Source organism: Sphaerimonospora cavernae (assembly GCF_042435035.1).
In the GTDB taxonomy this organism is placed as follows: Bacteria; Actinomycetota; Actinomycetes; order Streptosporangiales; family Streptosporangiaceae; genus Sphaerimonospora; species Sphaerimonospora cavernae.
Genome location: NZ_JBHMQT010000054.1, coordinates 34573 through 57771 on the forward strand (window position 1 = coordinate 34573; position 23199 = coordinate 57771).

Here is a 23199-nt window from a genome sequence, read left to right on the forward strand (position 1 = left end):
GGAGATCACCCGCAGCAGCCACCGCCGCAGCAGCCACCGCCGCCGGAGGGGCGCGGAGCGGGGGCTGCGGCGGCCCGCCCGGTCATCGCGACCATGGACAGCAACTTCACGGTGTCGTCGTGGCCTGCCGGGCATGCGGCCGGGGCGTTCGCCTCGGCCATCGGCCGGTTGAGTTCGAAGGTGGATCCGCACGCACGGCAACGGTAGTCATAGCGAGGCATGCCCATAGGGTACGGCGTTCGCCGGGTCTCTAAGCGAAGTGGATCGTGGCGTGGTCGGCGACCGGGAGGAAGCCCAGCTTCCAGTAGACGGAGTTCGACGAAGGGTTGGCGAGATCGGCGAACAGCAGCACCTCGGCGGCCCCCTCGTCCATCACCTTCCGGCTGGCCGCGTGGGTCACGGCACTGCCGTACCCGTGGCGGCGGAACTCGGGAGGCGTGTAGACGGGCCCGATCCTCGACATGCCCGCGATGGGGGTGGAGGCGGCGGCCAGCGCCACGCACCGGCCGCCGTCCTCCCACCAGAGCAGCTCCGCACGATTGATCTTCGCCGAGGCGACCGGTGTGGGATCGGCGCCGACGTCCACATCGGCCTCCGCCTGGAACTCACGGAACCACTGGGCGGCCTTGTCCAGTTCGCCGATGGTGGCCGTACGTGCCTTGCCGGGGACGGCGCACGGCGCGAGCGCGCCGAGCCGGTAGAGGCGTTCGACACTGCGGTGCCGTTCGGGCCGCCACCAGTCCCGCGCGAACGCCTCCGCCGCGTTCAGCGGGCCGCCGACCGCGCCGACCACCCGTTCCATCTCGATCAGTTCCCGGACCAGCAGAGACAGCGCGGGCGAGGGCACGTCACCGATCCGCAACGGGTAGGGCGGCGTGTGGACGACCACACCGGCCACCGACCCGTCGTCATCTTCGAACCAGCCCATCAGTGGGTCCTCCGCGTACTGGCCCGCATGCAAACCGCGTAACACGGTCAGCGAGACCGTGTTACGGACCGGGTCGCGCAGCAGCCACGGCTCGACCACCGCCGCGAACTCCTCGACATCCCTGGTGAACGTCCACCTCATGACGACCCGCCTATCACGCCGCCGGCCGGGCGAGGTAGGGCGCCCACTGGGGGTCGCCATCGAACTGCGCGCCGATGAGCCGCCAGTGCACCCCGCGTGGCGCCGCGGGCGTCACGTGCAGGGTCCATCCCAGCTCTTCCAGCAGCTTGTCCGCCTTGTGGTGGTTACACGGCATGCACGAGGCGACGCAGTTCTCCCACGTGTGGGGGCCGCCCTTGGACCTCGGTATCACATGGTCGATCGTCTCGGCCCGCTGCCCGCAGTAGGCGCAGCGGAAGTTGTCCCGGCGCATCAGCGCGGCCCGTGTGAGCGGGATGCGCGTGCGATAGGGGATGCGCACGTAGCGACGCAGCCGGATCACCGAGGGGACGTCGAACGTGCAGGTGGCCGAGCGCAACACCGCGCCGTGCCCGTCGTGGTGCACGACGTCCGCCTTCTCCCTCAGCAGCAGGACGACCGCACGGTGCAGGGAGAGCGTGGTCAGCGGTTCGTAGGTCGCATTGAGCAGCAGAACTTGGCGCATCAGCCGGCCTCCCCGACAATTCCGGCTGTGCGCCTTGGTTGTTGGGGCCCCGCCTTTTGGGACCCGGATGCTTCCGTCACAGGGACCTCCGCCGGACGGCCCAGCGGATCGTCACCACGGCACCGCCCTTTCCCCAAGAGTGTGGCCTGCACGGCGACCGCTCCGCCACCCCATAAACGCACCACGGGATCGACGACTGGGACGCCTGCTGCTTCTTATTCCCAGCCGATCATCCATTTACGCCCGGCTTGGCCGGGTTCGGACGGCGGGCGCACCAACCACGACCCGGGCGCCGCAACTGTTCTAAAGTGCCAGCATGACGCGACTGCCGTACCCGCCCGCGCGCCGCGACGACATCGTCGACGACCTGCACGGGACACCGGTGCCCGACCCGTACCGCTGGCTGGAGGACCCGGACGATCCGGCGACCAAGGAGTGGCTGGACGCACAGGACGTGCTGATGCGCGCGGCGGACCTGCCGGGCCGCGAGCGCTTCCGCGACCGCGTCGCCGAGCTGCTGCGCTCGGGATCGGTCGGCACGCCCGCGTGGCGTGGCGAGCGCCGTTTCTTCACCCGCCGCACGCCTGACCAGGAGCACCCCGTCCTCTACGTGGGCGAAGGGGACGCCGAGCGGGTGCTGCTCGACCCGACGGCCCTCGATTCCTCCGGGCTGACCACACTCGACTCCTATCAGCCCGACAAGGAGGGCAACCGGCTGGCGTACCAGATCTCGGTGGGCGGCGACGAGGAGTCGCGCCTGTTCGTGATCGATGTGGCGACCGGCGAGGTCGTCGAAGGGCCGATCGACCGGTGCCGCTACTCCCCCGTCGCGTGGCTGCCCGGCGGCGAGGCTTTCTACTACGTACGCAGGCTGGCGCCCACCGAGGTCCCGGCCGGCGAGGAGCAGTTCCACCGCCGCGTCTACCTGCATCGCGTCGGGACCTCCACGGACGACGACGTGATGATCTTCGGGCAGGGTCTGGAGAAGACCAACTACTACGGCGTCTCGGTCTCCCGCGACGGCCGCTGGCTGTCGATCTCCGCCTCGCGCGGTACTGCCCCCCGCAACGACCTGTGGGTGGCCGACCTGTCGGCCTCACCGGTCGACGCGCCGGAGTTGGTCACCGTGCAGCAGGACGTGGACGCCCAGACCGGGCTGCACTTCGGCCGCGACGGGCGGCTCTACGTCTTCACCGACCTGGACGCCCCGCGCGGGCGGGTCTGCGTGACCTCGCCGGAGACGCCGACCCGGGAGCACTGGCGTGACCTGATCCCCGAGGACGCGGAGGCCGTGCTCACCAGTTTCGCGATCCTGGATGACAGCGCCGAGGTCGATGCCGCGGACCATGTCCTGCTCGTCGGGTGGACCCGGCACGCGATCTCCGAGGTCACGATCCACACCATGGAGGACGGCGAGCGGATCGGCGAGGTCCCGCTGCCCGGACTCGGCTCGGTCGGCGCGCTGATCGAGCGCCCGGAGGGCGGCCATGAGGTCTGGTTCAGCTACACCGACAACATCACGCCGACGACCGTCCACCGTTTCGACTCGACGACCGGCGAGACCACGCTGTGGGAGGCCCCGCCGGGCGCGGTCGAGGTGCCCGAGGCCCACACCGAGCAGGTCGTCTACCGGTCCAAGGACGGCACCGAGGTCCGGATGCTCGTCGTCTCCCGCCAGGGGGACTCCGGCCCCAGGCCCACGATCCTGTACGGCTACGGCGGCTTCGGCATCTCGATGAACCCCGGCTTCTCGGCCTCCGCGCTGGCCTGGGTCGAGGCCGGCGGCGTCTACGCGGTCGCCCAACTGCGCGGCGGCGGCGAGGAGGGCGAGCAATGGCACCGTGACGGGATGCTCGCCCACAAGCAGAACGTTTTCGATGATTTCCACGCCGCGGCCGAGCATCTGATCACCACCGGCGTGACGACTCCGGATCGTCTCGCCGTCTCCGGCGGCTCGAACGGCGGTCTCCTGGTCGGGGCGGCGCTCACCCAGCGACCCGATCTGTACGCGGCCGTGGTCTGCTCGGCACCCCTGCTCGACATGATCCGATATGAGCGCTTCGGTCTCGGGGCGACCTGGAACGTCGAGTACGGCTCTGCCGAGATCGCGGAGGAGTTCGGCTGGCTGTGGGGCTACTCGCCCTACCACCACGTCCGTGAGGGGGTGACCTATCCCGCCACGATGTTCACGGTCTTCGCCTCCGACACGCGGGTGCATCCGCTGCATGCCTGGAAGATGGCGGCGGCGCTCCAGCACGCGCAGTCCGGCGACCGCCCGATCCTGCTGCGCAACGAGGCCGCGGTCGGCCACGGCGCACGGGCGGTGAGCAGGTCCGTCGACCTCATGGCCGACCAGCTCGCGTTCATCGCGGGCCACACGGGCCTCGACGTGTAGCCGGCCCGGCCGGCAAGGACCCGTCCGGCAAGGGATCGGTCAGCGGGGGAAGGTGATGGTCTTGTGGCCGTCCAGCAGCACGCGATGCTCCGCGTGCCAGCGGACGGCCCGGGCCAGCGCCTGACACTCGAGATCTCGGCCGATCGCGGCGAGATCCTCCGGTGAGTGGGTGTGGTTCACCCGAGCCACCTCCTGCTCGATGATCGGCCCCTCGTCGAGATCCGGGGTGACGTAGTGGGCGGTGGCCCCGATCAGCTTGACACCCCGCGAGTACGCCTGGTGGTACGGCTTGGCGCCCTTGAACGACGGCAGGAACGAGTGATGGATATTGATCATACGACCGGCCAGCTTGGCGCACATGTCCTCCGACAGCACCTGCATATACCGGGCGAGCACCACCATGTCGGCCCGGTAGTGGCCGACCAGCGTCAGCAACTCGGCCTCCTGCCGGGGCTTGGTCTCCGCCGTGACCGGCAGGTGGTGGTAGTCGATCCCGTACGACTGGGTGAGCGGCCGCAGGTCGGGATGGTTGGAGGCGACGGCCACGATCTCGATGGGCAGCAGGCCCGAGCGCACCCGGTAGAGCATGTCGTTGAGGCAGTGGCCGAGCTTGCTCACGAGCACGAGCGCCCTGGGTTTGACAGCGAGGTCGAAGATCTCGAACTCCATGCCGAATTCGGTGCCCAGCTCCGGGCCGAGCGCGGCGAAAGCCGTACGGAGCTCGTCGATGATGCCCGGTCGGCCCGCGAACTGGATCCGCATGAAGAAGCGTTGTGCCACCGGGTCACCGAACTGCTGGCTCTCGATGATGTTGCAGTCGTGGCGGGCCAGCAGTCCCGAGACCGCCGCGACCACTCCGGGGCGGTCCGGGCAGGACAGGGTTAGCACGTATTCAGCGCTCATGCTTCGATCCTCGGCGACGGGTGCGGCTTCTGTCCGTCCAAGGGTAGAGCCATCAGCCGTCTCGCCCGCCCGGTGGTGCTTCCCGCCCCCGCGTTCACCCCGCCTTTTCGTGGCGTTCCAGCGCGAGCCGAATGTCCGGGTCGTCCGGCGCGAGGGCGTGCGCCCGGCGGAAGTCCCGCCCGGCCTCGTCCACCCGCCCCAGGTCCATCAGCGCCGTGCCCCGATTGAAGTAGAGCGCCGCGCCGTCCTCTTCAGACCGCCCGAGCGTGACGGCCCGGGTCAGATCCTCCACCGCGCCCGCCGCGTCGCCGGTCTCGTAGCGCAGGATCGCCCGGTTCGCCCAGACCGAGGCGAGCCGTGGATCCGCCCTCAGGGCGGCGTCGTAGGCGGCCCGCGCCTCGGTGAACCGTCCCGTCACGGCCTCCAGTTGACCGAGCACGCCGTGCAGGTGGGCATTGCCGGGATCGAGAGCCAGCCCCGCGGCCACATCGCGCCTGGCCGCCTCGTGCTCGCCGAGCATCTCCAACAGCCCGGCCCGGTTGACGTACGCGTCGAGATATCCGGGATCCAGCTCCAGCACGTGGTCGAGGTCGGCCCTGGCCCGTTCCAGCTCTCCCTCGGCCAAGCGGACCTCGGCGCGGTTGTAGTACGCCTCCGGCAGCGGCGGGCTCATCCGCATCGCCGTCTCGTAGTCGGCCACGGCGTCATCCACCCGGCCCAGCTCGAACAGCAGGTTCCCCCGGTCCAGATAGTGATCGGGGAAGGCGGGATCGATGGCGACGGCCCGGTCGAAGTCGTCCAGAGCCTCGGTGGGCCGCCCCATCCGCGCGAGGAGTTGGGCCCGGTTGGCGTACAGCACCATCCGGTGCACGGGATGGGCGCCTGGGGGAAGCTCCCGCCGCGCGAGGTCGAGTGCCGACTCCACCAGGCTGAGAGCGGCCTCGATTCTCCCCTGCCGCAGCTCGATCAGTGCCCGGCCGTTCCGGTCGAACCCGAGCTTGAAGGCCCGTTCCCGGGGGTCGGGCAGCAGCGTGGAGATCGCGATGGCCTCGTTGATCCAGCCGGTGGCCCGGCCCAGATCCCGCTGTCGCGGGTCGGGGTGGCGGGCGTCCAGCATGGCCGTGCCGTACGCGGCGGCGGCATGCACGGCGGGTTCCTCGCTCCCCCTCCTGGCCTGGTCCCACAGCTCCAGCGCGCGGTCCCGCCGACCCAGCCCGGCGAGTGCGGTGGCGGTTCGCTGCGTGAAGCGCCACCACAGATCGGAGCCGGGTGTGGCGAGCACCAGGCCGCGCTCACCCAACTCGGCCACGGCGTCGAGGAAACCCTCCCTGACGCAGTGGTCCACCGCCGCCCACAGCACGCCGAGCGCCGCGTCCCGGTCGCCACCGCGTTCGAGATGGTACGGCAGGGCGCCCAGCGCGAACACCGGCACCTGCTCGGGATCGGCCCCCAGCTCGGCGGCGCGCCGGTCGTGCCCGCGTGCCCGTTCATCCGCGGGCAGCGCGAGATACGCCTCGTACGCCGCTGGATCGTCGCAGGTGCCGTCGGACTCGATGTACTCGGCGGCGCGATCACCGGTGTGGTCCCCGCTGTGATCTCCGGTGTGGCCGTCGGGCTCCCTGCTGGCGACATCCACCTCGACCAGCTCCGGTGTCGATCCAACTGCCGAAGATCCCCATGATGGAGACCCCAATGCCGGAGACCCCAGTACCAGGGTTAGATCGTCCACCCGCCGGGCCAGCACCCGCAGCAGCTCGAGGTCGGTCGGGTCGGCCTGGTGCACGTTGTCGGCTGCCAGCGTCCAGGTGCCCGGAAGACATTCGCGCAGGCATCCCGCGACGAACTCCGCGATCCCGTTGGCGATGCGCAGCGTCCGCCGTGGTGCGGGGACCAGGATCCGCTCGGCTTCCGGAACACGTGCCTCGATGGTCTCCCTTCGAGCGGGCACCAGCGGGCGCAGATCCGGAGCGGCCGCGCGGATCTCGATGTCATGCGCGGCGACGAGTCCGGGGGAACGCGCCAAGGCGATCGGCACCAGCGCGCGAAGGACGGCACCGCCGATCGTGTACGGACCACACAGCCGACGGTGCCCGTTGACGACGGACATCACAAGGGGCGGCAGCTCCAGGGATCGGAGTGCCTCCACACGGTCACGGGAAAGGACTCCCCTGACCCAGACGTGGTGGCGGCGGCCCTTCACCCCTTGTGGATGACGCTCGACGTGCCGGTGAGCTTCACCGTTCCGGGCTTGCGGATGATGATCTTCTTCATCGTGCCTCTCTCCTACAGGATCGGAACCAAGGCACAAGTATCGATAACCATCCGCAATTCGCCAAGAAGGGGAAGCATCATCTATCTATAAAAATCGGTGCAACCACGACATTCAACTGTTTTTCGCCGTATACCACGACCGTGTCTCCGCGGATCTCACGGTGCAACTCGCGCCATCCCGATTTCCGGTACAGCTCAACCGCCGCCACCTGGCGCAGCGTGGTATCGCCACGCAGCACCGAGTAGCCCAGTCGGCGGGCGCGGTTCTCGAGCGCCTCGGCCATCTGCGAGCCGTAGCCGCGCCGCTGATGATCGGGGTGAACCCGGAGGCGACACATTTCAGCGGTCTCGTCATCGATGCGGCGTAGCCCGCCCATGGCGATGATCCCCGAACCGATCACCTCTCCGACCAGGAACTCGCCCCGATCGGCCAGGTAGATCTCGGTGATCCGCGGAAAGTCGTCGTCGTAATAGACGCCGTCACCGGGCATGAGACCGACCTGCGCGAGGCCGATCTGGTGCAGGGCCCAGACCGCGTCGAGGTCCGACCACCGGTACCGGCGGATCCTGAGCCGGGGCGTCATGCCCCGCTCGCGGTACGCCTGACGACCTTGCGGGTGTTGACCAGGTCGCGGAAGTCATTGAGCAGGGGGCTGTCGCCGTACTTGGAATGGACGGCCTTGATGAGGTCGTGTGCCGGGCGGAGCATCAGGTCGGTGCAGTAGTCGAGTTCGATCGCCTCGATCGCCTCCCGCCCCATCTTCAGTGCCGCCTCCATGTCACCCTCCAGGTGCCGGCACAGGGCGCGGTCGAAGCGGATGAGGGTCTGGTCGAGCAGGTCTTCTCCGGTGTATTTGCCGAGCGCCTGCTCCAGCATGACGTCTGCTTCCAGTGTCTGGCCCAACTGCACCAGGACGTCCCCCTGATAGAAGTAGAGCTGCCGCTCGGTGTAACCGAAGGCCGGGTCCTCCTGATCACTCGCGTTCATCTGGGAGAACGCGGCCCGGGCCCGGTGCAGCGCCCGCTTGGCCTGCTCCACCACCTCATGTCGGGGGCCGGAGGCGCTCGTCATCTTGGCCAGGGCCCTGGCCTCGACGACCGGCGCCATCGTCCTGGCGGCACAGGGCGTCTGTCCGGCCAGATCACGGCTCTTCCTGGCCAGGCTCAATGCCTCGCGCGGATCTCCGTAGTAGAGCGGGACCAGAGCCTCCCGAGCGGTGACCCACGCACGCAGCGCACGGTCACCGGTCTCGTCGGCGGCGATCCGGCCGGTACGGAAGAACGACCGGGCCTGGCGATGATCGCCCAGATCGATCATGATCATCCCGGCCAGTCCGGCGAGCTGGGCGGCCATCTTGCACAACCGCTCCTGCATCTCGATGGGCTGACGACTCTCCAGCACCCTGCGCACTGCCGAGAACTCCAGCAGCACGTCGCAGAGCAGCCGCAGCGGCTGGGTGTTCATGTACTGCCGACCGAAGCCGTTCGTGGTCTGCTCCCAGTGATCGAGCATCGCCGGCGAGACGGTGGAACTCACAATCGTCTGGTCCATCCGCCGCCGAAGGCTCTCCACCGCACCGAGCACCTCGCTGTCGGGCGCGGGCGCGGGGTCGACGCCCCCACCGCCCCCGACAGCCCCACCTGCGCCGACGGCGCCGACGCCGCCGACGAGGAGCTGCAGCAGCGTCCTCCGTAGCACGTTCTCGTCCTCCTCACCCCCGTTCGCGGAGGAGTCACCGCCGTCTGACGGAACCCGCGCCTCACGCGCACCGGGGGAATGGTCAAGTCGTTCATCTTGTGAGCCCCCGCTACCCACGGTCTCCGTGATCATGTGGCCGTGACCGCATATGCATGGGCCCTCGAACCCGAGGGCGAGCGGTTCGACCCGGTAGACCAAGCACAGGTAGTGGAGATATTCCGGGCCAGGGCGCTTCATGCCCGACTCGTATGCGGACAGTAGCGTCTCGCCGATCCCGGGGACGGGTTTTCGGTCTCTTTCGAAGAGGGCGCGCACCTGCTCGATGACGTCCGCCAGGGCGATGCCGTTCGAGAGGCGATGAGCTTTGATCCTCGTCGTCCCGAACTGCGGCTCGCACACCTCGTAGATCTCCTGGGAGATCGCGGCCGGAACACGGCCCGCGGCGAGGCCGCGCGCCCGGATCCGACGCGCGATCTCCGTCTCCTTGTGTTGCCTGCCGGACATTCCGGCCCCTCTCTCACGGCCGGGCCGCGTTCGCAGCCCAACGTTTCCCGACCGGTCTCTGCTCGTGACGCTGAGTAGCGACTCCGTCGCACTCTGCCCACACAATAATGATGGACCAAACTTGGCGCGGCCAAGTCTCGACTTTGGACGAGCTGACTAAGGATCGTCTCCCCACTGGGGGGTTCTTTCAACCGAGTTGGGGATTCCCTTCACCTCAGCGGCTCTGGGGCCCGTTGACCCGTTCCGTTTGGTGAGTCATCTTGGGCAGGCCGAAGATGCAGAGCGGCGATCACAAACCGGTCGTCAGCCGAAATGAAGGAGGACTTCAGGTGGGAGAGGATGATTTCCGGCGATTGGAACATCTGGTCTCCGAACTGGACGCCCGAGGCCTGATCGCCCGCGTCGTGCGCACCCCGGCGGGTCGCGCCTACGTCCGAGTCATCAATCCGGAAGCGACCAGCCTCACCGAGAACGTCGTCTGCCAGGCGACCGACTACTGGTGGTCGTGGGGCGAGCGGATGCACCGGGCGGACGACCCCGCCGGAGCGGCCACGAAGGTCGCCCGAGTGCTGGCCGCGGTGGGCGAGTAAGGAGTGTCCAAGGATGCTCCCCGCGCATGCGGGGATGCGTCCGCGCAGCCACACGGGCACGCCGCCACCACCGCGGCTCCCGGGGCCGGCGAGACGCCCGGTGCGGAGCGTTCCCAGGCCGTTCCACCACGTCCTGGCGGGGAACGTTGCGGCGTCACGCCGGCCCCGTACACCCATGAACCACCGGTACGGCCTGCCGTACCGGACGGCCGTCCGAGCCGGCCCCGGTAGTCACCGGGACGCGGGGCGGACGGCCATCGGGGGGATCCCCCTCTCGGAGAACGGCGACGGACGCGCTTCCGGGTGCGCGTCCCAGCTCTGCCATCCGTCACCGAAGCACGCCCGCTTTCCGGTCGTCCCGGGCGGCGAGCGCGCTTCCGTCTCCCCGGCGATGTGACGGGGGCCGGTCCGGTCGGCACTATGGGGAAGGCTTACCTTCCTGTTGCCTGTCCGTACCGATCCGAGGGGGATCCGCTCCGTGCTCTTCCCGCTGACGTCGTTCCCGCTGACGTCTCTGACGCCCAGCCCCGACCCGACCGACATCGGCACTGCCAGCGAGACGATGAAGACCGTGACGGCGGCCTGTGAGAAGGGCCAGGGGATCTTCTGCGCCATCCTCAAGACCACGTTCCCCGGCCAGCGCTTCCCGGCCTGGGTGCAGCTGGTGGCCGGCTTCACCGACACTCTGATCGCCCTGACCCTGATCCTGATCGGGGCGCTGATCGTACGGAACATCGTCCACCGGTTGATCACTCGGGTGACCCTCCGGGCGAGCGCCGGCGTGCTGCCCGAGCGGCTGCGCAACCGCGCTCTGCTGGTCTCGGACGCGAGCGCGGCCATCCTGAGTGAGCGCCGCAGGGCGCGGGCCGAGGCGATGGGTTCCGTGCTGCGCAGCGTGTCGTCGGTGCTGGTCCTCGGCACGGCCGCGCTCATGATGCTCGGCAAACTGAACGTGGCGCTCGCCCCGCTGCTGACCAGCGTCGGCATCCTCGGCGTCGCCGTCGGCTTCGGCGCGCAGGAGCTGGTCAAGGACTTCATCGCGGGCATGTTCATGCTGCTGGAGGACCAGTACGGCGTGGGCGACGTGATCGACACCGGCTCGGCCATCGGCACAGTCGAGGCCGTCACCCTGCGGATCACCCGCCTCCGCGACGCCGACGGAAAGGTCTGGTACGTGCGCAACGGCACGATCAGCCGGGTCGGCAACGAGTCCCAGGGCTGGTCGAGGGCGCTGGTCGACGTGCCCGTGCCGTACGACTCGGATCTGGGCGCGGTGCGCGACCTGCTGAAGGGCATCGCGACCGGGCTGTGGGAGGACCCCGACTTCCACCAGAAGCTGATCATCGAGGAGCCGGAGGTCTTCGGGCTGGAGCAGATCTCCGCCTCGACCGTGATCTTCCGGGTCACCGCCAAGACCGCCCCGGTACGGCACGAGGAGGTCACCCGCGAGCTGCGCCTGCGCGTCAAGCGGGCCTTCGACGAGAGGGCCCTGGCCTTCGCCGGCTGACGCCGCGTTTAACCTACCAGTCGGTAGCTGACCTAGGCTGAGACCGTGACGAGCGAGCAGACCGAGTCCTTCTATGACGCCGTCGGAGGCGAGGAGACCTTCCGACGGCTTGTCCACCGGTTCTATGAGGGTGTCGCGACCGATCCGCTGCTGCGCCCGATGTACCCCGAGGATGACCTCGACGGGGCCGAGGAGCGGCTGCGCCTGTTCTTGATCCAGTACTGGGGCGGCCCGAACACCTACAGCGAGCGACGTGGCCATCCGCGACTGCGCATGCGGCACGTCCCGTTCGTCATCGGGGAGCGTGAGCGCGACGCCTGGCTGGGGCACATGCAGGACGCGATTCATTCGCTGGAGCTGCCGCCGGAGCGGGCGGAGCAGCTCTGGAAGTACCTGGTCTACGCCGCCTACAGTCTGGTGAACGCATAATCCACTTGAGTGCCGGGCAGCCACTCAGACATGGAAGAGACCCCCTGGTGGCGCGACGCCGTCGTCTATGAGATCTACGTACGCAGCTTCGCCGACGCCTCGGGTGACGGTGTGGGCGACCTGGCCGGCATCCGGGCTCGCCTGCCGTACCTCGCGGACCTCGGCGTCGACGCGATCTGGCTGACCCCCTTCTATCCTTCCCCCATGGCCGACGGCGGGTACGACGTGGCCGATTATCGCGACGTGGATCCGCTGTTCGGGTCGCTCGCCGACTTCGACGGCCTCGTCGCCGACGTCCACGCGCACGGCCTGCGGCTGATGGTGGACGTCGTGCCCAACCACAGCTCCTCGGCCCACCCATGGTTCCAGAAGGCTCTGGCGGCCCCCAGGGGCTCCCAGGAGCGCGACCGGTACATGTTCCGGGACGAGCCGAACAACTGGCTGTCCACGTTCGGCGGACCGGCGTGGACCCGGGTGCCGGACGGGCAGTGGTACCTGCACCTGTTCGCTCCCGAGCAGCCCGACTTCAACTGGCGCAATCCGGAGGTGCGCGCGGAGTTCCTCGACATCCTGCGCTTCTGGCTCGACCGCGGGGTGGACGGTTTCCGCATCGATGTCGCGATGGGGTTGATCAAGGCGGAGGGGCTGCCGGACACCGGTCCCGGCTTCCGCTCCGGATCGCCGATGTGGAGCAGGCCCGGGGTACACGACATCTATCGGGAGTGGCGCCGCGTCCTCGACTCCTACCCGGGCACGCGGGTCGCCGTCGGCGAGGTCTGGACCGACTCCGCCGACGACCTCGCGCTCTACGTCCGCCCCGACGAGCTGCACCAGAGCTTCAACTTCGCCTGGTTGGAGGCCCCGTGGTCGGCCACGGCGTTCCGGAAGGTCATCGACGACACTCTGCGTGCGATGGCGGCGCCGACCTGGGTGCTGTCCAACCACGATGTCGTACGGCACCGCACCCGCTACGGCGAGGGGTCACTCGACCCGTCGGCGGGGCTCGACCGGGCCAGGGCCGCACTGCTGAGCATGCTCGCCCTCCCCGGGTCCGCCTACCTCTACCAGGGGGAGGAACTCGGTCTGCCCGAGGTGACCGACCTGCCGCCGCAGGCCCGCCAGGATCCGATCTTCAAGCGCTCGAAGGGCGAACTGCCGGGCCGGGACGGCTGCCGGGTGCCGCTCCCGTGGTCCGGAACGGCCCCGCCGTACGGCTTCGGCGACGGCGGATCCTGGCTGCCACAGCCGGACGACTGGGCCGAGTCGACGGTGGAACGGCAGATCGCCGATGCCTCGTCGACGCTGTCGTTCTACCGGCGGGCCCTGGCGGTCCGCCGGGACCTGAGAGGCACGCTGCCGGACGCGATCGAGTGGATCCCCGCTCCCGGCGACGCGTTGTTCTTCCGGCGCGGCCGGCTGACCTGCGCCATCAACTGCGGGGAGGATCCGGTACGGCTCCCGCCGCACGAGCACGTGCTGATCTCCAGCGGTCCCCTCGACGGAATGGACCTGCCGGCGGACACCGCGGCCTGGTCGACCGGCCGCTGACCCTCAGGGCGCGGTGAGGAACCGCTTCAGGTGGACGAGCTCGTCCTCGTCGAGTCTGCGAGGGCGGGCCTCCGCCACGTCGAAGGCGACCATCACGCTGCGCGCTTCGACGTAGAGTGCGTCGTCGTCTCGGATCTCGTAGGCCAGGTTGAACCGTACCGGGGTGATCTCGGTTACCCAGACCTCCACCCGGACCGGCTCGATCCTGAAGTCGAGGGCCCGCCGGTAGTCGATCTCGTGCCGGGCGACCACGAGGCCCAGTCGCGCGCCGCCGTTCTCCCGCCGCGATGGGTGGAGCATGGCGACCCGTGCGTCCTCGAGGTAGTCGAAGAAGCGGACGTTGTTGACATGACCCAGGCTGTCGATGTCGCCGAAGCGCACCGAGCGCTCGAAGACGAATCGGCTTGTGCTCTCGGCGGCGCCGGGCGGTTGGGGCGTCGTGGGGTCGTGGACCATCGTGGGGTGGTGCGAGTCGGTCACGGCAGAAACGTAGACCACCCGCACCCCCGGCCGGTCGCCGGGGGTGCGGGTGGGCCACGGTCAGGCGCGGATGACCTCGCGTCAGTCGCGGGTGAGCTTGCGGTAGGTGACCCGATGCGGGCGGGCCGCCTCGGCTCCCAGCCGCGCGACCTTGTTCTTCTCGTAGTCGGCGAAGTTGCCCTCGAACCAGAACCAGTTCGAGCCCTCTTCCCAGGCCAGGATGTGCGTGGCGATGCGGTCGAGGAACCACCTGTCGTGCGAGGTGATCACCGCGCAGCCCGGGAAGTCGAGCAGTGCGTTCTCCAGGCTGGACAGCGTCTCGGTGTCGAGGTCGTTGGTGGGCTCGTCGAGCAGCAGCACGTTGCCGCCCTGCTTGAGGGTCAGCGCCAGGTTGAGCCGGTTGCGCTCGCCACCGGACAGGACGCCGGCGGGCTTCTGCTGGTCCGGTCCCTTGAAGCCGAACGCCGCGACGTACGCACGCGAAGGCATCTCCACGTGGCCGACCTTGATGTGGTCGAGCCCGTCGGAGACGACCTCCCAGACGTTCTTCTTCGGGTCGATCCCGCCGCGGCTCTGGTCCACGTACGAGATCTTGACGGTATCGCCGATCTTGATCGAGCCCTCGCCCGGGGCCTCATCGCCGATGACCATACGGAACAGCGTGGTCTTGCCCACGCCGTTGGGGCCGATGATGCCCACGATGCCGTTGCGGGGAAGGTCGAAGGAGAGCCCGTCCATCAGCAGGCGGTCGCCGAAGCCCTTCGTGAGGTTCTCGGCCCGGATGACCGTGGTGCCCAGACGCGGGCCCGGCGGGATCTGGATCTCCTCGAAGTCGAGCTTGCGATACTTGTCGGCCTCGGCCGCCATCTCCTCATAGCGCTCGAGGCGGGCCCGGCTCTTGGTCTGACGGGCGCGGGCGTTGGAGCGCACCCACTCCAACTCCTCCTCTAGGCGCTTCTTGCGCTTGGCGTCCTTCTGGCCCTCGATCTTGAGGCGGGCGGCCTTGGCCTCGAGATAGGTGGAGTAGTTGCCCTCGTAGGGAAAGCAGCGGCCCCGGTCGAGCTCCAGGATCCAGCCCGCGACGTTGTCGAGGAAGTAGCGGTCGTGGGTGACGGCCAGGACGGTGCCCGGATATTTCTCCAGGTGCTGCTCGAGCCACAGGACGCTTTCGGCGTCGAGGTGGTTGGTGGGCTCGTCGAGCAGCAGCAGGTCCGGCTGCTCCAGCAACAGCTTGCACAGGGCCACCCGGCGGCGCTCACCGCCGGAGAGCTTGGTGACGTCCGCGTCGGGCGGCGGGCAGCGCAGCGCGTCCATCGCCTGCTCGAGCTGGCTGTCCAGGTCCCAGGCGTTGCGGTGGTCGAGGGCGTCCTGGAGCTTGCCCATCTCCTCCAGGAGCTCGTCGCTGTAGTCGGTGGCCATCTGCTCGGCGATCTCGTTGAAGCGGTCGAGCATGGCCTTGGTCTCGGCGACGCCCTCCTCGACGTTGCCGAGGACGGTCTTGGACTCGTTCAGCGCCGGCTCCTGCAGGAGGATGCCGACCGTGAAACCGGGCATCAGACGGGCCTCGCCATTGGACGGCTGCTCCAGCCCGGCCATCATCTTGAGCAGCGTCGACTTGCCCGTGCCGTTCGGGCCCAGGACTCCGATCTTGGCCCCCGGGAGGAACGACAGCGTGACGTCGTCGAGGACCACCTTGTCGCCGTGCGCCTTACGCACGCGCTGCAACGTGTAGATGTACTCCGGCATGCCACCAGCCTAGTGCCCCTCCCTCCAAGCTTCGCCCCGTCGCGTCGCCCGGGCAGATCTTGTCGGTCGCGGCACTAGGGGATGCCACCGGTGGTGCTGTCCGGTCTGCGCGGGGGCGGAGCGATCGGGGTGGCCGGAAGGCAGATGCGGTCCCTGCCCAGTTCCTTGGCCCGGTACAGCGCGAGATCCGCCGCGGCGAGCAACTCGATCAGGTCGGCGCCGTGCAGGTTCATGATGGCTACGCCGGCCGATACCGTCACCGTGACCATCGCCTGCTCGGCGGCCACCGCCATCCGGCCCACCCGGGTACGCAGCCGCTCGGCCACCCGCCGCGCCTCGCTCACGTCCGCGCCGGGCAGCAGCACGACGAACTCCTCACCGCCGAACCGGCCCACCACGTCGTATTCGCGGAGCTGACTGCGCAGGGTGGCGGCCACCTGGATCAGCACCTGATCGCCCACGAGGTGACCGTAGGTGTCGTTGACCTTCTTGAAGTGATCGATGTCCACCAGGATCAGTGCGAGCGGGCTGCCCAGCCGCTGCGCCCGGCCGATCTCCGTGTCGGCTTCGCGCTGCCAGGCCGCCGCGTTGAGCAGCCCCGTTTTGGGATCGGTGCGGGCCGCGGCCTGGAGCTGGGCGTGCAGCAGGCTGCGCTGGAGCAACACGACAGGCGGCAACAGGAGCAGCAGCAGTGCGGTGTTGAGCCCGCAGAGCACAGCCACGATCACGCCGAGGCACAGCTCCACCGCGTCGAGCAGGAACCGCTCGCGATCCCATAGGACCTCTCCCCATCGACCTTCCGGATCGGCCGCGTGGGCTGCGACGGCGATGAGCGCGATGTTGAGAACCGTGAAGACGACGGCGCACACCACCGCGACGCCGATGGCCTGTCCGCCGCCCATGGACAGGCCGGCCGCCACCGGCCCGGCATCCCCCGCCGCTCCGACCCGCCCGGATGACGCCGCGCCGCCGGGCGGCCCCACTGACCTGAACAGCCCCACGCCTTCGCCGATCCACGAATGGAACAGCACCGACGCGGCACCCGCGGCCAGCCCGATGGCGGCCGAGGTGAAGACCCTCCGGTGGAGAACCGTCGCACGCACCCTGAGTTGGAGCAGGATCTGCAGCGGAACGGGCGCCAGCAGCGCGTAAACCGGCGGCAGCAGGAACGCCACTGGCAGCCACCATGCCGACAGCAGGTCACGCGACACTCCGGCCGGCATGCCGAGACGACGGGTCGCCTCGATGCACACGGCTCCGCAGGCGGTGAGCGCGGCGAACGTCGCGAGGTCGGCGAGCCGGAATTCCGTCGATCTCGCCAGGACCCCGATCAAGACCAGATCGAGCGTGACGATCGCGCACAGGTAGGCCACGAGCGCACGCGACTGGGCCAGCAGGGGCCACCGGCCCGGCGAGCAGACGGCGTCTCGCGGTTTCGCGGATGCCCGACCCGTTGCCGTCATGCCACCCCCCAACGCACCCCAAAACAGCATCTCACGATGTGTAACACAATAGTTGCGGAGGGTGCGGAACGCGATGGGAACCACTACCTTGGCACGTCACGATCTGTTGCCAGGGGTCCGATTTGAGGCGCCCGGTCGTGATCAGGCGGCCAGTCGCTGTTCCGGCCAGCCGGGCTCCTCGCCCTCGCCCTCGCCCTCGCCCTCGGCGTCACCGACGACCTCGATCTCGGCCGGCACCCCGTCGCCCGCCCTGCCACCCGGCACGCTGTCGGCGTCGGCGTCGGCCGGGTGGTGCGGCATGCCGCTCCCCCGCGCCTCCGACGGGGGCTCCGACAGGGATTCCGACAGGGATTCCGACAGGGCCACCGCCGGGGCCCGGGTGGTCTCAGTAGCCCGGGTGGCCTCCTCCAACGCCCGCCGCTCCGCTTCCCTCGGCGCACCGCCGGCGTAGCCAGGCCTTTCGAACGCAGCGATACCGTACTTCAGGTCGTGGCCCACCGAGATGGCCTCTATCTCGACCCAGTACCGCTGCTCGCCGTTGCGCTCGTACTGCCGGACCCGCAGCCTGCCGTACACGACGACCGGCTGGCCTCTCCGGACAGACTGCTGGACGTTGTCGCCGAGCCTGCGAAAGCAGCGGACCGTGTAGAAGGTGGTGTCCCGGTTCTGCCAGGTGCTGGTCTGCGGGTCGAGGAAACGCCGATTGACGGCCATCCGCATGGTCGTGACGCGTGAGCCGTCCGGCAACTGGAACTGTTCGGGGTCTTTGGTGACGTTCCCGCTCAGCGTGACGTAGATGTCGCTCATGAAATGCCTCCCACGGGCCCGGACGCTCGCCAGGCCCGCAGCCCACCTTGGCGCTCGCCGTCCGGGCTCCGCGTCACCGAACGGCGTTCTGTGGAGAACCGCCGCGACCCTCCCGCCGTCACGCGGGTTCAGTCACACGGGTTCAGTCACACGGGGATCAGTCACACGGGGATCAGCGGTTGGCGGTGGCCATCGCGTCGAAGAACTCGTTGTAGCGGCGCATCTCCCGCTCCACGGGTTCGATGACCATGTCATTTGTGATCGCGCCGACTCGGCGCCGCATGTCGCGCTCGAGGCGGTCGCGTTCCCTGCCCGCGCCGAGCAGTACGGAATTCCTGCCGGCCACCCCGGACAGGAGACCGAGCCCCAGCACACTGATCACCATCAGCCCCAGCCAGGGCAGGGCCGCGACGTCGCCGAGCAACTGGGCGGGCGGCCCGCCGAGCTTGAAGACTCCGAACGCGAGGATCGAGCCGCCCCAGGCCAGGCCTGCCACGGACATCGCCACCAGCAGGTACTGCCAGATCTTCAGCAGCCACCACCAGGCGGGCACCCGGTCGAGCGGCGGCGCGACCTGAGCCAGCTCACCCGACAGCGCCTCGGTAAGCCGCCCCGGCCGTGACCGGGCAGCCTCGCGCACGCCACGCTGCCATACCTCGGGCATGCCCGCGGACAGCCCGTTCGCCAGCGACAGCACGGCGTTGTCCACCTCGGCGGGCTGGGCACTGACGGTGCTGCCGACGAGGCCGCGGATTTCCTCCTTCACCCCGCCGAGCCGCAGGCTGCTGGCAGGATCGGGACGCAGCTTCGCGGCCCAACGGGCGTACGGCCAGCCGACCCAGTCGATCGAGCGCACGCCGTACACGTTCTCCAGCGCCTCGCCGATCGCGGAGACGCCCACGGCGTCGCACAGCGCGTTGGTCAGTCCCGCCCTGCGGACGCCGTCGACGGTCGGCTCGACGTGCCGGATCTCCGGCAGGTCCGCGGCGATCCGCAGCATCAGCCGGTCGAGGTCGGCTTCCAGCCGCTGGTGTGCGGCCCCGCGGGCCGCGACGGCCTCGGCCAGGACGGCCTTGAGATCGTCGATCCCCTTGCCGGTGGTGGCCGAAGTCGCGACCACCTGGGGATCGGCGACGCCCTCACGCCTGAGCAGGTCCTCCAGGTCGGCGACGCACTCCGCCTCCTCCTCCGGCGCCAGGCGGTCGCACTGGTTCAGCACGAAGACGGTCACCGCGTCGTGCCCGGCCAGGTCGGTGACGTAGCGCCGGTGAACGGACGCGTCCGCGTACTTCTGCGGGTCGAGCACCCAGACGATCAGATCGGCGGCTTGAATCAGCCGGTGGGCCTCGGGGTCGGTGAGCGCCCGGATCGAGTCGTGGTCGGGCAGGTCGAGCAGGATGAGCCCGTGGAGACGGCTTTCGCCCTTGTCGAGGGCACTGGCCCGGGCGAAACGGTGCCGCCACTGGATCTGCAGCCAGTCGAGCAGCGGGCCGGCGCCGTCGAGTCCCCACACGCAGGCATGGGTACGCGCAGTGGTCGGCCGCCTCACCCCGATGGGTGAGAGCTCCAGTCCGGAGACGGCATTGAACAGGGACGACTTGCCGCTGCCGGTGCCACCGGCGAGGGCCACCACGGTGTGATCCGGTGACAGCTTCATCCGGTCACCGGCTCGCAACAGCAGTTGCGCGGCCTCGGTCAGCAGGGCCGGCTCGACCCTCGCCTGACCGAGTTCGACGATCCGGGAGAGGGCAGCGAGCCGGGTTCCAAGCCCGTAGTGCCTCTCCGCCGTGCTGACAGCGCTCATCGGCTCCTCACCGTCGTACCGGAGGCGCGGCGCTCGTCATCGCGCCACCTCGAGGTTGTAGGTCGCCTGGTACAGCCGGGTGGCGGCGGCCTCGTCGGGAATTCCGGCGTTGTCCAGAACGTCCACGTAGCGGAGCATCTCCTCATCGAAGAGCAGGCCGATCCGCGCACGTAGATCGCTGCGAGCCTTCGCACCGATGCTGCGCAAGGACTCCGCGCCGAGCAGCCCACGCAGCAGCCGCTGCGGCAGCGAACTGGTGCCCGCGCCGGCCGCCGTCATGTCGGTGGCGCCGTACCCCAGCAGACCGACCGTGAAGATCAGCGAGAGTGACTCCACATCGAACGAGATGATCTTCGCGACCGATCGCTTGGTCACGCCCTCGGTCCGGATCAGCTCGGTCACGTGGTCCTGCCAGGCACTGATCGCGCCGGCCGTCCTTCGTACCAGTTCCTCGGAGTGACGGCCGAGCCCGGGAGTGGCGGCCAGACGATCACCCGCCCCGGCGCGGTGCCGCCAGCGGGCGACGACGTCTTCGGCCGCCCGCTGGGCAGCCGAGGTAATCATGGATTCGAGTGCGGTGCGCAGAGCCGATCTGAGTGGCGGCACCCGCTCAGGGTCCTGCTGCCGGCTCTTGCCGCCGCGGCGCAACTGGAGCGTGCGCATGAGGTCACCGGAGCCGGCGAAGTCCTGCCAGCGGGCCAGCACCTCGCCGCGCAGCAGCGAGCCGTTGCGGGTGGTCTCGTCGATCTCGGTGAGCACGCCCGCGTAGGCGGCGTCGACGTCCGAGCGCAGGTCGGCCCGGAGTGCCACCTGGGTTTCCAGGTGACGGGCGAGGGCGGGGAGCCGGATCCGGAAGCTGTTCAGCACACCGTTCAACGTCGCCCGTACGGCGGCCGCGCGCCGCTGGTCGTCGACGGACAGCTCGGCCAGCCACATGCGCAGCTCGGCGATCTCCGCCTCCGGCAGCCGCCCGTCCCGGACCGCCGTCTCATTGATCACAAAGCGCTCGACCTCGCCCAGGCCGTACTCGTCGAGCATCCGGCCGAAGTGCTTGACGATGACGTCACGGGACTTCGCCGGCACCCGGGAGAGCACGATGACCAGTCGCGCGCCACGTTCCTTCGCCCGGCGCAGCAGACCCCAGGAGGGGGCGTCGGCGTACCGGGCCGCGGTGGTCACGAACATCCACAGGTCCGCCACGTCGAGCATCCGATGGGCGCTCTCGTGGTGCTCCTCCACCACCGAGTCGATGTCGGGAGTGTCCAGGAGTGCCACATCCTGGGGCAGCCGCGGAGTCGGGACCAGCAGGAAGCCGTCCGGACCGGGGGCGCCGCCCGTCGCCTCGTCGCCGTCCGTTCCCCTGTCGCCGTCCGTTCCCCCGTCGCCGTCCGGGCGGTCAAGCCTGGCCAGGCCGCCCAGCAGGTCGCCCGTGGCGTACCACTCGTAGTCATCGGGGTGGCAGGCGAGGACGGGCGTCGCGGTGGTGGGACGGCGCACTCCGGTGGCCGTGACCTTCTGCGCGGCGAGCGTGTTGACCAGGGTCGACTTGCCCGCGCCGGTCGAGCCCGCCACGACGATCAGGGCGGGCGCCGTGCTCATGTGCACGCGCGGGATGACGTAGTCGTCGAGCTGGGCCAAGACGGCGGCCTGCGCCCTGCGTGCCTCGTCCGATCCCGGCACGTCGAGCCCGAAGTGCAGCCCCTTGACCGCCACGCGCAGCTGGTTGAGCGCCTCGGTCAGCGCCGCTGACACCGGCTCCGGCAGCGGCAGCTCCCGGCGACGCCGACCGGACGGGGTCTCCTGCGGCCAGTCCTCCCGGGTCCCGTCTCCCTCAGGGTCGCCGTCCCCGGGCTCATCGGTCTCAGATGCGTCGGTCTCGGATGCGTCGGTCTCGGGCTCGTCCGCTGCAGAGGGGGCCGCTTCGGGTGCCGCCGCAGGCTCGTCCGTCTCGGTGTCGACCCCGTCCGGTACGGCCTCGGCCTCCGGCTCTCCGGCGTCCGAGGGATGAAGGCCGGGATCATCGCCTTGGACGGCACGGAACGCGATCGTCTGCTCGGCCGGAGTCTCCGCCGACTCCGGCGTCCCGGAGTGCTCGTCAATGGCCGACTCCTCGGGCACGGCATCACCGTCCCCGTTCGCGGAACTGTCGGGCGTCTGCCTGGCTGCGGATTTCACGGGATCCGCTCCGCTCGCACCATTTCGATCTCCTGGCCGACTCTGACGACCTCGCCGATGATCGCGATCGCCGGTGGCCGTACCCCGACCGCGGCCACCCGTTCCGCCACAGTCGACAATGTGGCGGAGACGGCTCGCTGCGTCGGAAGCGTACCGTCCTGTACCACCATTGCGGGAGTTTCCGGTGAACGTCCCTCTCTGAGCAGGGTTTCGGATATCTCGGTGATCCGCTCGACGGCCATCAGGAGGACCAGCGTCCCTCGCGATCGCGCCAGCGCCGGCCAGTCGACCGTGGATCGGGGGTCACCCGGCGGGACGTGCACCGAGACCACGTGGAACTCCTGGCTGACGCCGCGGTGGGTGACGGGGACGCCGGCCGAGGCCGGGACCGCGACCGCGCTGCTGACACCGGGCACGACGATCACCGGTATGCCCGCACGCGCGCAGGCGATGGCCTCCTCACCGCCGCGGCCGAAGACGAACGGGTCGCCCCCCTTCAGCCTGACCACGAACTTGCCCTCGCGGGCGCGTTCGACGAGCAGCTCGTTGATCTTTTCCTGGGAGAGCGAGCGGCCGTACGGGACCTTCGCCGCGTCGACGAGCTCGACATCGGGCGGCAGCTCGTCGAGCAGGGCCCGGGGCGCGAGACGGTCGGCGACGACCACGTCGGCCTGCGCCAGGAGCTGGCGCCCCCGGACGGTGATCAGCCCTGGATCTCCCGGCCCTCCGCCGACCAGCGCGACGCCGACGGGCTTGCTGCGGTGGCGGCGGGCGTCCACGGTGCCGTCGCGCAGCGCGCCGACCACGGCGTCGCGGATCCCGGCGGCACGCCGGGGGTCGCCTCCGGCGGTCACGGCCACGCTTACCTCATCGACGCGCCCGCTGGCCGGCGTCCAGGCGGCCGAGGCGTCCTTGTCGTCGGCCCGCACGCACCAGATCCGCTTGGCGTCGGCCTCGGCGGCGACCGCCGTGTTCACGTCTCGCTGGTCGGTGCAGGCCTGCACCAGCCAGGCGCCATCGCAGTCACCGACCTGATACGACCGGCGCTCCCAGGTCACCCGGCCGGCCGCGATGAGGTCGTCGAGGGCCGGGGTGACGCCGGGCGAGACAAGGGTCACCGAGGCTCCGGCGGCGAGCATGGCGGGGATCCGCCGCTGGGCGACGCGTCCACCGCCGACGACGAGCACCCTCCGCCCGTCGAGGCGCAGGCCGAGCAGGTAGGGCGCCATGACGCCTGTCTCCTCAATCCGTCAAGCATGTCTTGTTAGGAAGCAAACCTACCGTCG

19 protein-coding genes are annotated in these 23199 nt (G+C 69.6%); 5 read left to right on the forward strand and 14 right to left on the reverse strand.

Going from position 1 to position 23199, the window contains the following annotated elements; genetic code table 11:
• Window positions 1-5 precede the first annotated feature (5 nt).
• The 3 genes from ACFHYQ_RS23675 to ACFHYQ_RS23685 are packed head-to-tail and all read right to left on the reverse strand — an operon-like array spanning window position 6 to window position 1592.
• Window positions 6-221 (reverse strand): FmdB family zinc ribbon protein, encoded by a 216-nt coding sequence (locus tag ACFHYQ_RS23675; RefSeq protein WP_394303328.1) that lies wholly within the window; start codon window positions 219-221, stop codon window positions 6-8.
• A 29-nt stretch (window positions 222-250) separates the two neighbouring features.
• The gene (locus tag ACFHYQ_RS23680) at window positions 251-1069 is read right to left on the reverse strand and encodes a GNAT family N-acetyltransferase (RefSeq protein WP_394303329.1); all 819 of its coding nucleotides are present in this window, start codon (window positions 1067-1069) and stop codon (window positions 251-253) included.
• 13 nt (window positions 1070-1082) lie between these two features.
• Window positions 1083-1592, reverse strand: a complete 510-nt coding sequence (locus ACFHYQ_RS23685; protein WP_204017435.1) for an HNH endonuclease — start codon at window positions 1590-1592, stop codon at window positions 1083-1085.
• A gap of 316 nt (window positions 1593-1908) precedes the next feature.
• Here ACFHYQ_RS23685 and ACFHYQ_RS23690 point away from each other — a divergent pair, with 316 nt between their 5' ends.
• A complete protein-coding gene (locus tag ACFHYQ_RS23690; RefSeq protein WP_394303330.1) occupies window positions 1909-3987 on the forward strand; it encodes a prolyl oligopeptidase family serine peptidase in 2079 nt (692 codons plus the stop codon).
• A gap of 39 nt (window positions 3988-4026) precedes the next feature.
• Here ACFHYQ_RS23690 and purU read toward each other — a convergent pair whose 3' ends face one another.
• The 4 genes from purU to ACFHYQ_RS23710 form a co-directional block, all read right to left on the reverse strand.
• The gene (gene purU / locus ACFHYQ_RS23695; protein WP_394303331.1) at window positions 4027-4890 is read right to left on the reverse strand and encodes a formyltetrahydrofolate deformylase; all 864 of its coding nucleotides are present in this window, start codon (window positions 4888-4890) and stop codon (window positions 4027-4029) included.
• Between the two features lie 94 nt (window positions 4891-4984).
• The gene (locus tag ACFHYQ_RS23700) at window positions 4985-7036 is read right to left on the reverse strand and encodes a tetratricopeptide repeat protein (RefSeq protein ID WP_394303332.1); all 2052 of its coding nucleotides are present in this window, start codon (window positions 7034-7036) and stop codon (window positions 4985-4987) included.
• 202 nt (window positions 7037-7238) lie between these two features.
• Window positions 7239-7745, reverse strand: a complete 507-nt coding sequence (locus ACFHYQ_RS23705) for a GNAT family N-acetyltransferase (protein WP_394303333.1) — start codon at window positions 7743-7745, stop codon at window positions 7239-7241.
• Window positions 7742-9364 (reverse strand): NsdA family TPR-like regulatory protein, encoded by a 1623-nt coding sequence (locus tag ACFHYQ_RS23710; protein ID WP_394303334.1) that lies wholly within the window; start codon window positions 9362-9364, stop codon window positions 7742-7744. Before ACFHYQ_RS23710 ends, ACFHYQ_RS23705 begins: the two co-directional genes overlap by 4 nt.
• Before the next feature lie 329 nt (window positions 9365-9693).
• On the opposite strand from ACFHYQ_RS23710, the gene ACFHYQ_RS23715 reads away from it, so the two are divergent.
• The 4 genes from ACFHYQ_RS23715 (at window position 9694) to ACFHYQ_RS23730 (ending at window position 13438) form a co-directional block, all read left to right on the forward strand.
• Entirely contained in the window at window positions 9694-9954 is a 261-nt protein-coding gene (locus ACFHYQ_RS23715; RefSeq protein WP_204017440.1) for a hypothetical protein, read from the forward strand.
• Window positions 9955-10432: 478 nt separating this feature from the next.
• Window positions 10433-11461, forward strand: coding sequence for a mechanosensitive ion channel family protein (locus ACFHYQ_RS23720; RefSeq protein WP_394303335.1), 1029 nt, complete (start codon window positions 10433-10435; stop codon window positions 11459-11461).
• 45 nt (window positions 11462-11506) lie between these two features.
• Window positions 11507-11890 carry a globin gene (locus ACFHYQ_RS23725; RefSeq protein WP_394303336.1) on the forward strand — a complete coding sequence of 128 codons (384 nt, stop codon included), beginning with the start codon at window positions 11507-11509 and terminating at the stop codon, window positions 11888-11890.
• A 30-nt stretch (window positions 11891-11920) separates the two neighbouring features.
• Complete coding sequence (locus ACFHYQ_RS23730; RefSeq protein ID WP_394303337.1) at window positions 11921-13438, forward strand: glycoside hydrolase family 13 protein; 1518 nt, start codon at window positions 11921-11923, stop codon at window positions 13436-13438.
• Window positions 13439-13441: 3 nt separating this feature from the next.
• Here ACFHYQ_RS23730 and ACFHYQ_RS23735 read toward each other — a convergent pair whose 3' ends face one another.
• The 7 genes from ACFHYQ_RS23735 to cobA form a co-directional block, all read right to left on the reverse strand.
• Window positions 13442-13918 carry an acyl-CoA thioesterase gene (locus ACFHYQ_RS23735; RefSeq protein WP_394303338.1) on the reverse strand — a complete coding sequence of 159 codons (477 nt, stop codon included), beginning with the start codon at window positions 13916-13918 and terminating at the stop codon, window positions 13442-13444.
• A gap of 81 nt (window positions 13919-13999) precedes the next feature.
• A complete protein-coding gene (gene ettA, locus ACFHYQ_RS23740) occupies window positions 14000-15664 on the reverse strand; it encodes an energy-dependent translational throttle protein EttA (RefSeq protein WP_394303339.1) in 1665 nt (554 codons plus the stop codon).
• A 74-nt stretch (window positions 15665-15738) separates the two neighbouring features.
• Complete coding sequence (locus ACFHYQ_RS23745) at window positions 15739-17127, reverse strand: GGDEF domain-containing protein (RefSeq protein WP_394303340.1); 1389 nt, start codon at window positions 17125-17127, stop codon at window positions 15739-15741.
• Window positions 17128-17268: 141 nt separating this feature from the next.
• Complete coding sequence (locus ACFHYQ_RS23750) at window positions 17269-17934, reverse strand: single-stranded DNA-binding protein (protein ID WP_394303341.1); 666 nt, start codon at window positions 17932-17934, stop codon at window positions 17269-17271.
• Window positions 17935-18106: 172 nt separating this feature from the next.
• Window positions 18107-19738 (reverse strand): GTPase, encoded by a 1632-nt coding sequence (locus ACFHYQ_RS23755; protein WP_394303342.1) that lies wholly within the window; start codon window positions 19736-19738, stop codon window positions 18107-18109.
• A gap of 36 nt (window positions 19739-19774) precedes the next feature.
• The gene (locus ACFHYQ_RS23760; RefSeq protein WP_394303343.1) at window positions 19775-21913 is read right to left on the reverse strand and encodes a dynamin family protein; all 2139 of its coding nucleotides are present in this window, start codon (window positions 21911-21913) and stop codon (window positions 19775-19777) included.
• Complete coding sequence (cobA, locus tag ACFHYQ_RS23765; protein ID WP_394303344.1) at window positions 21910-23142, reverse strand: uroporphyrinogen-III C-methyltransferase; 1233 nt, start codon at window positions 23140-23142, stop codon at window positions 21910-21912. Before cobA ends, ACFHYQ_RS23760 begins: the two co-directional genes overlap by 4 nt.
• Window positions 23143-23199: the final 57 nt, after the last annotated feature.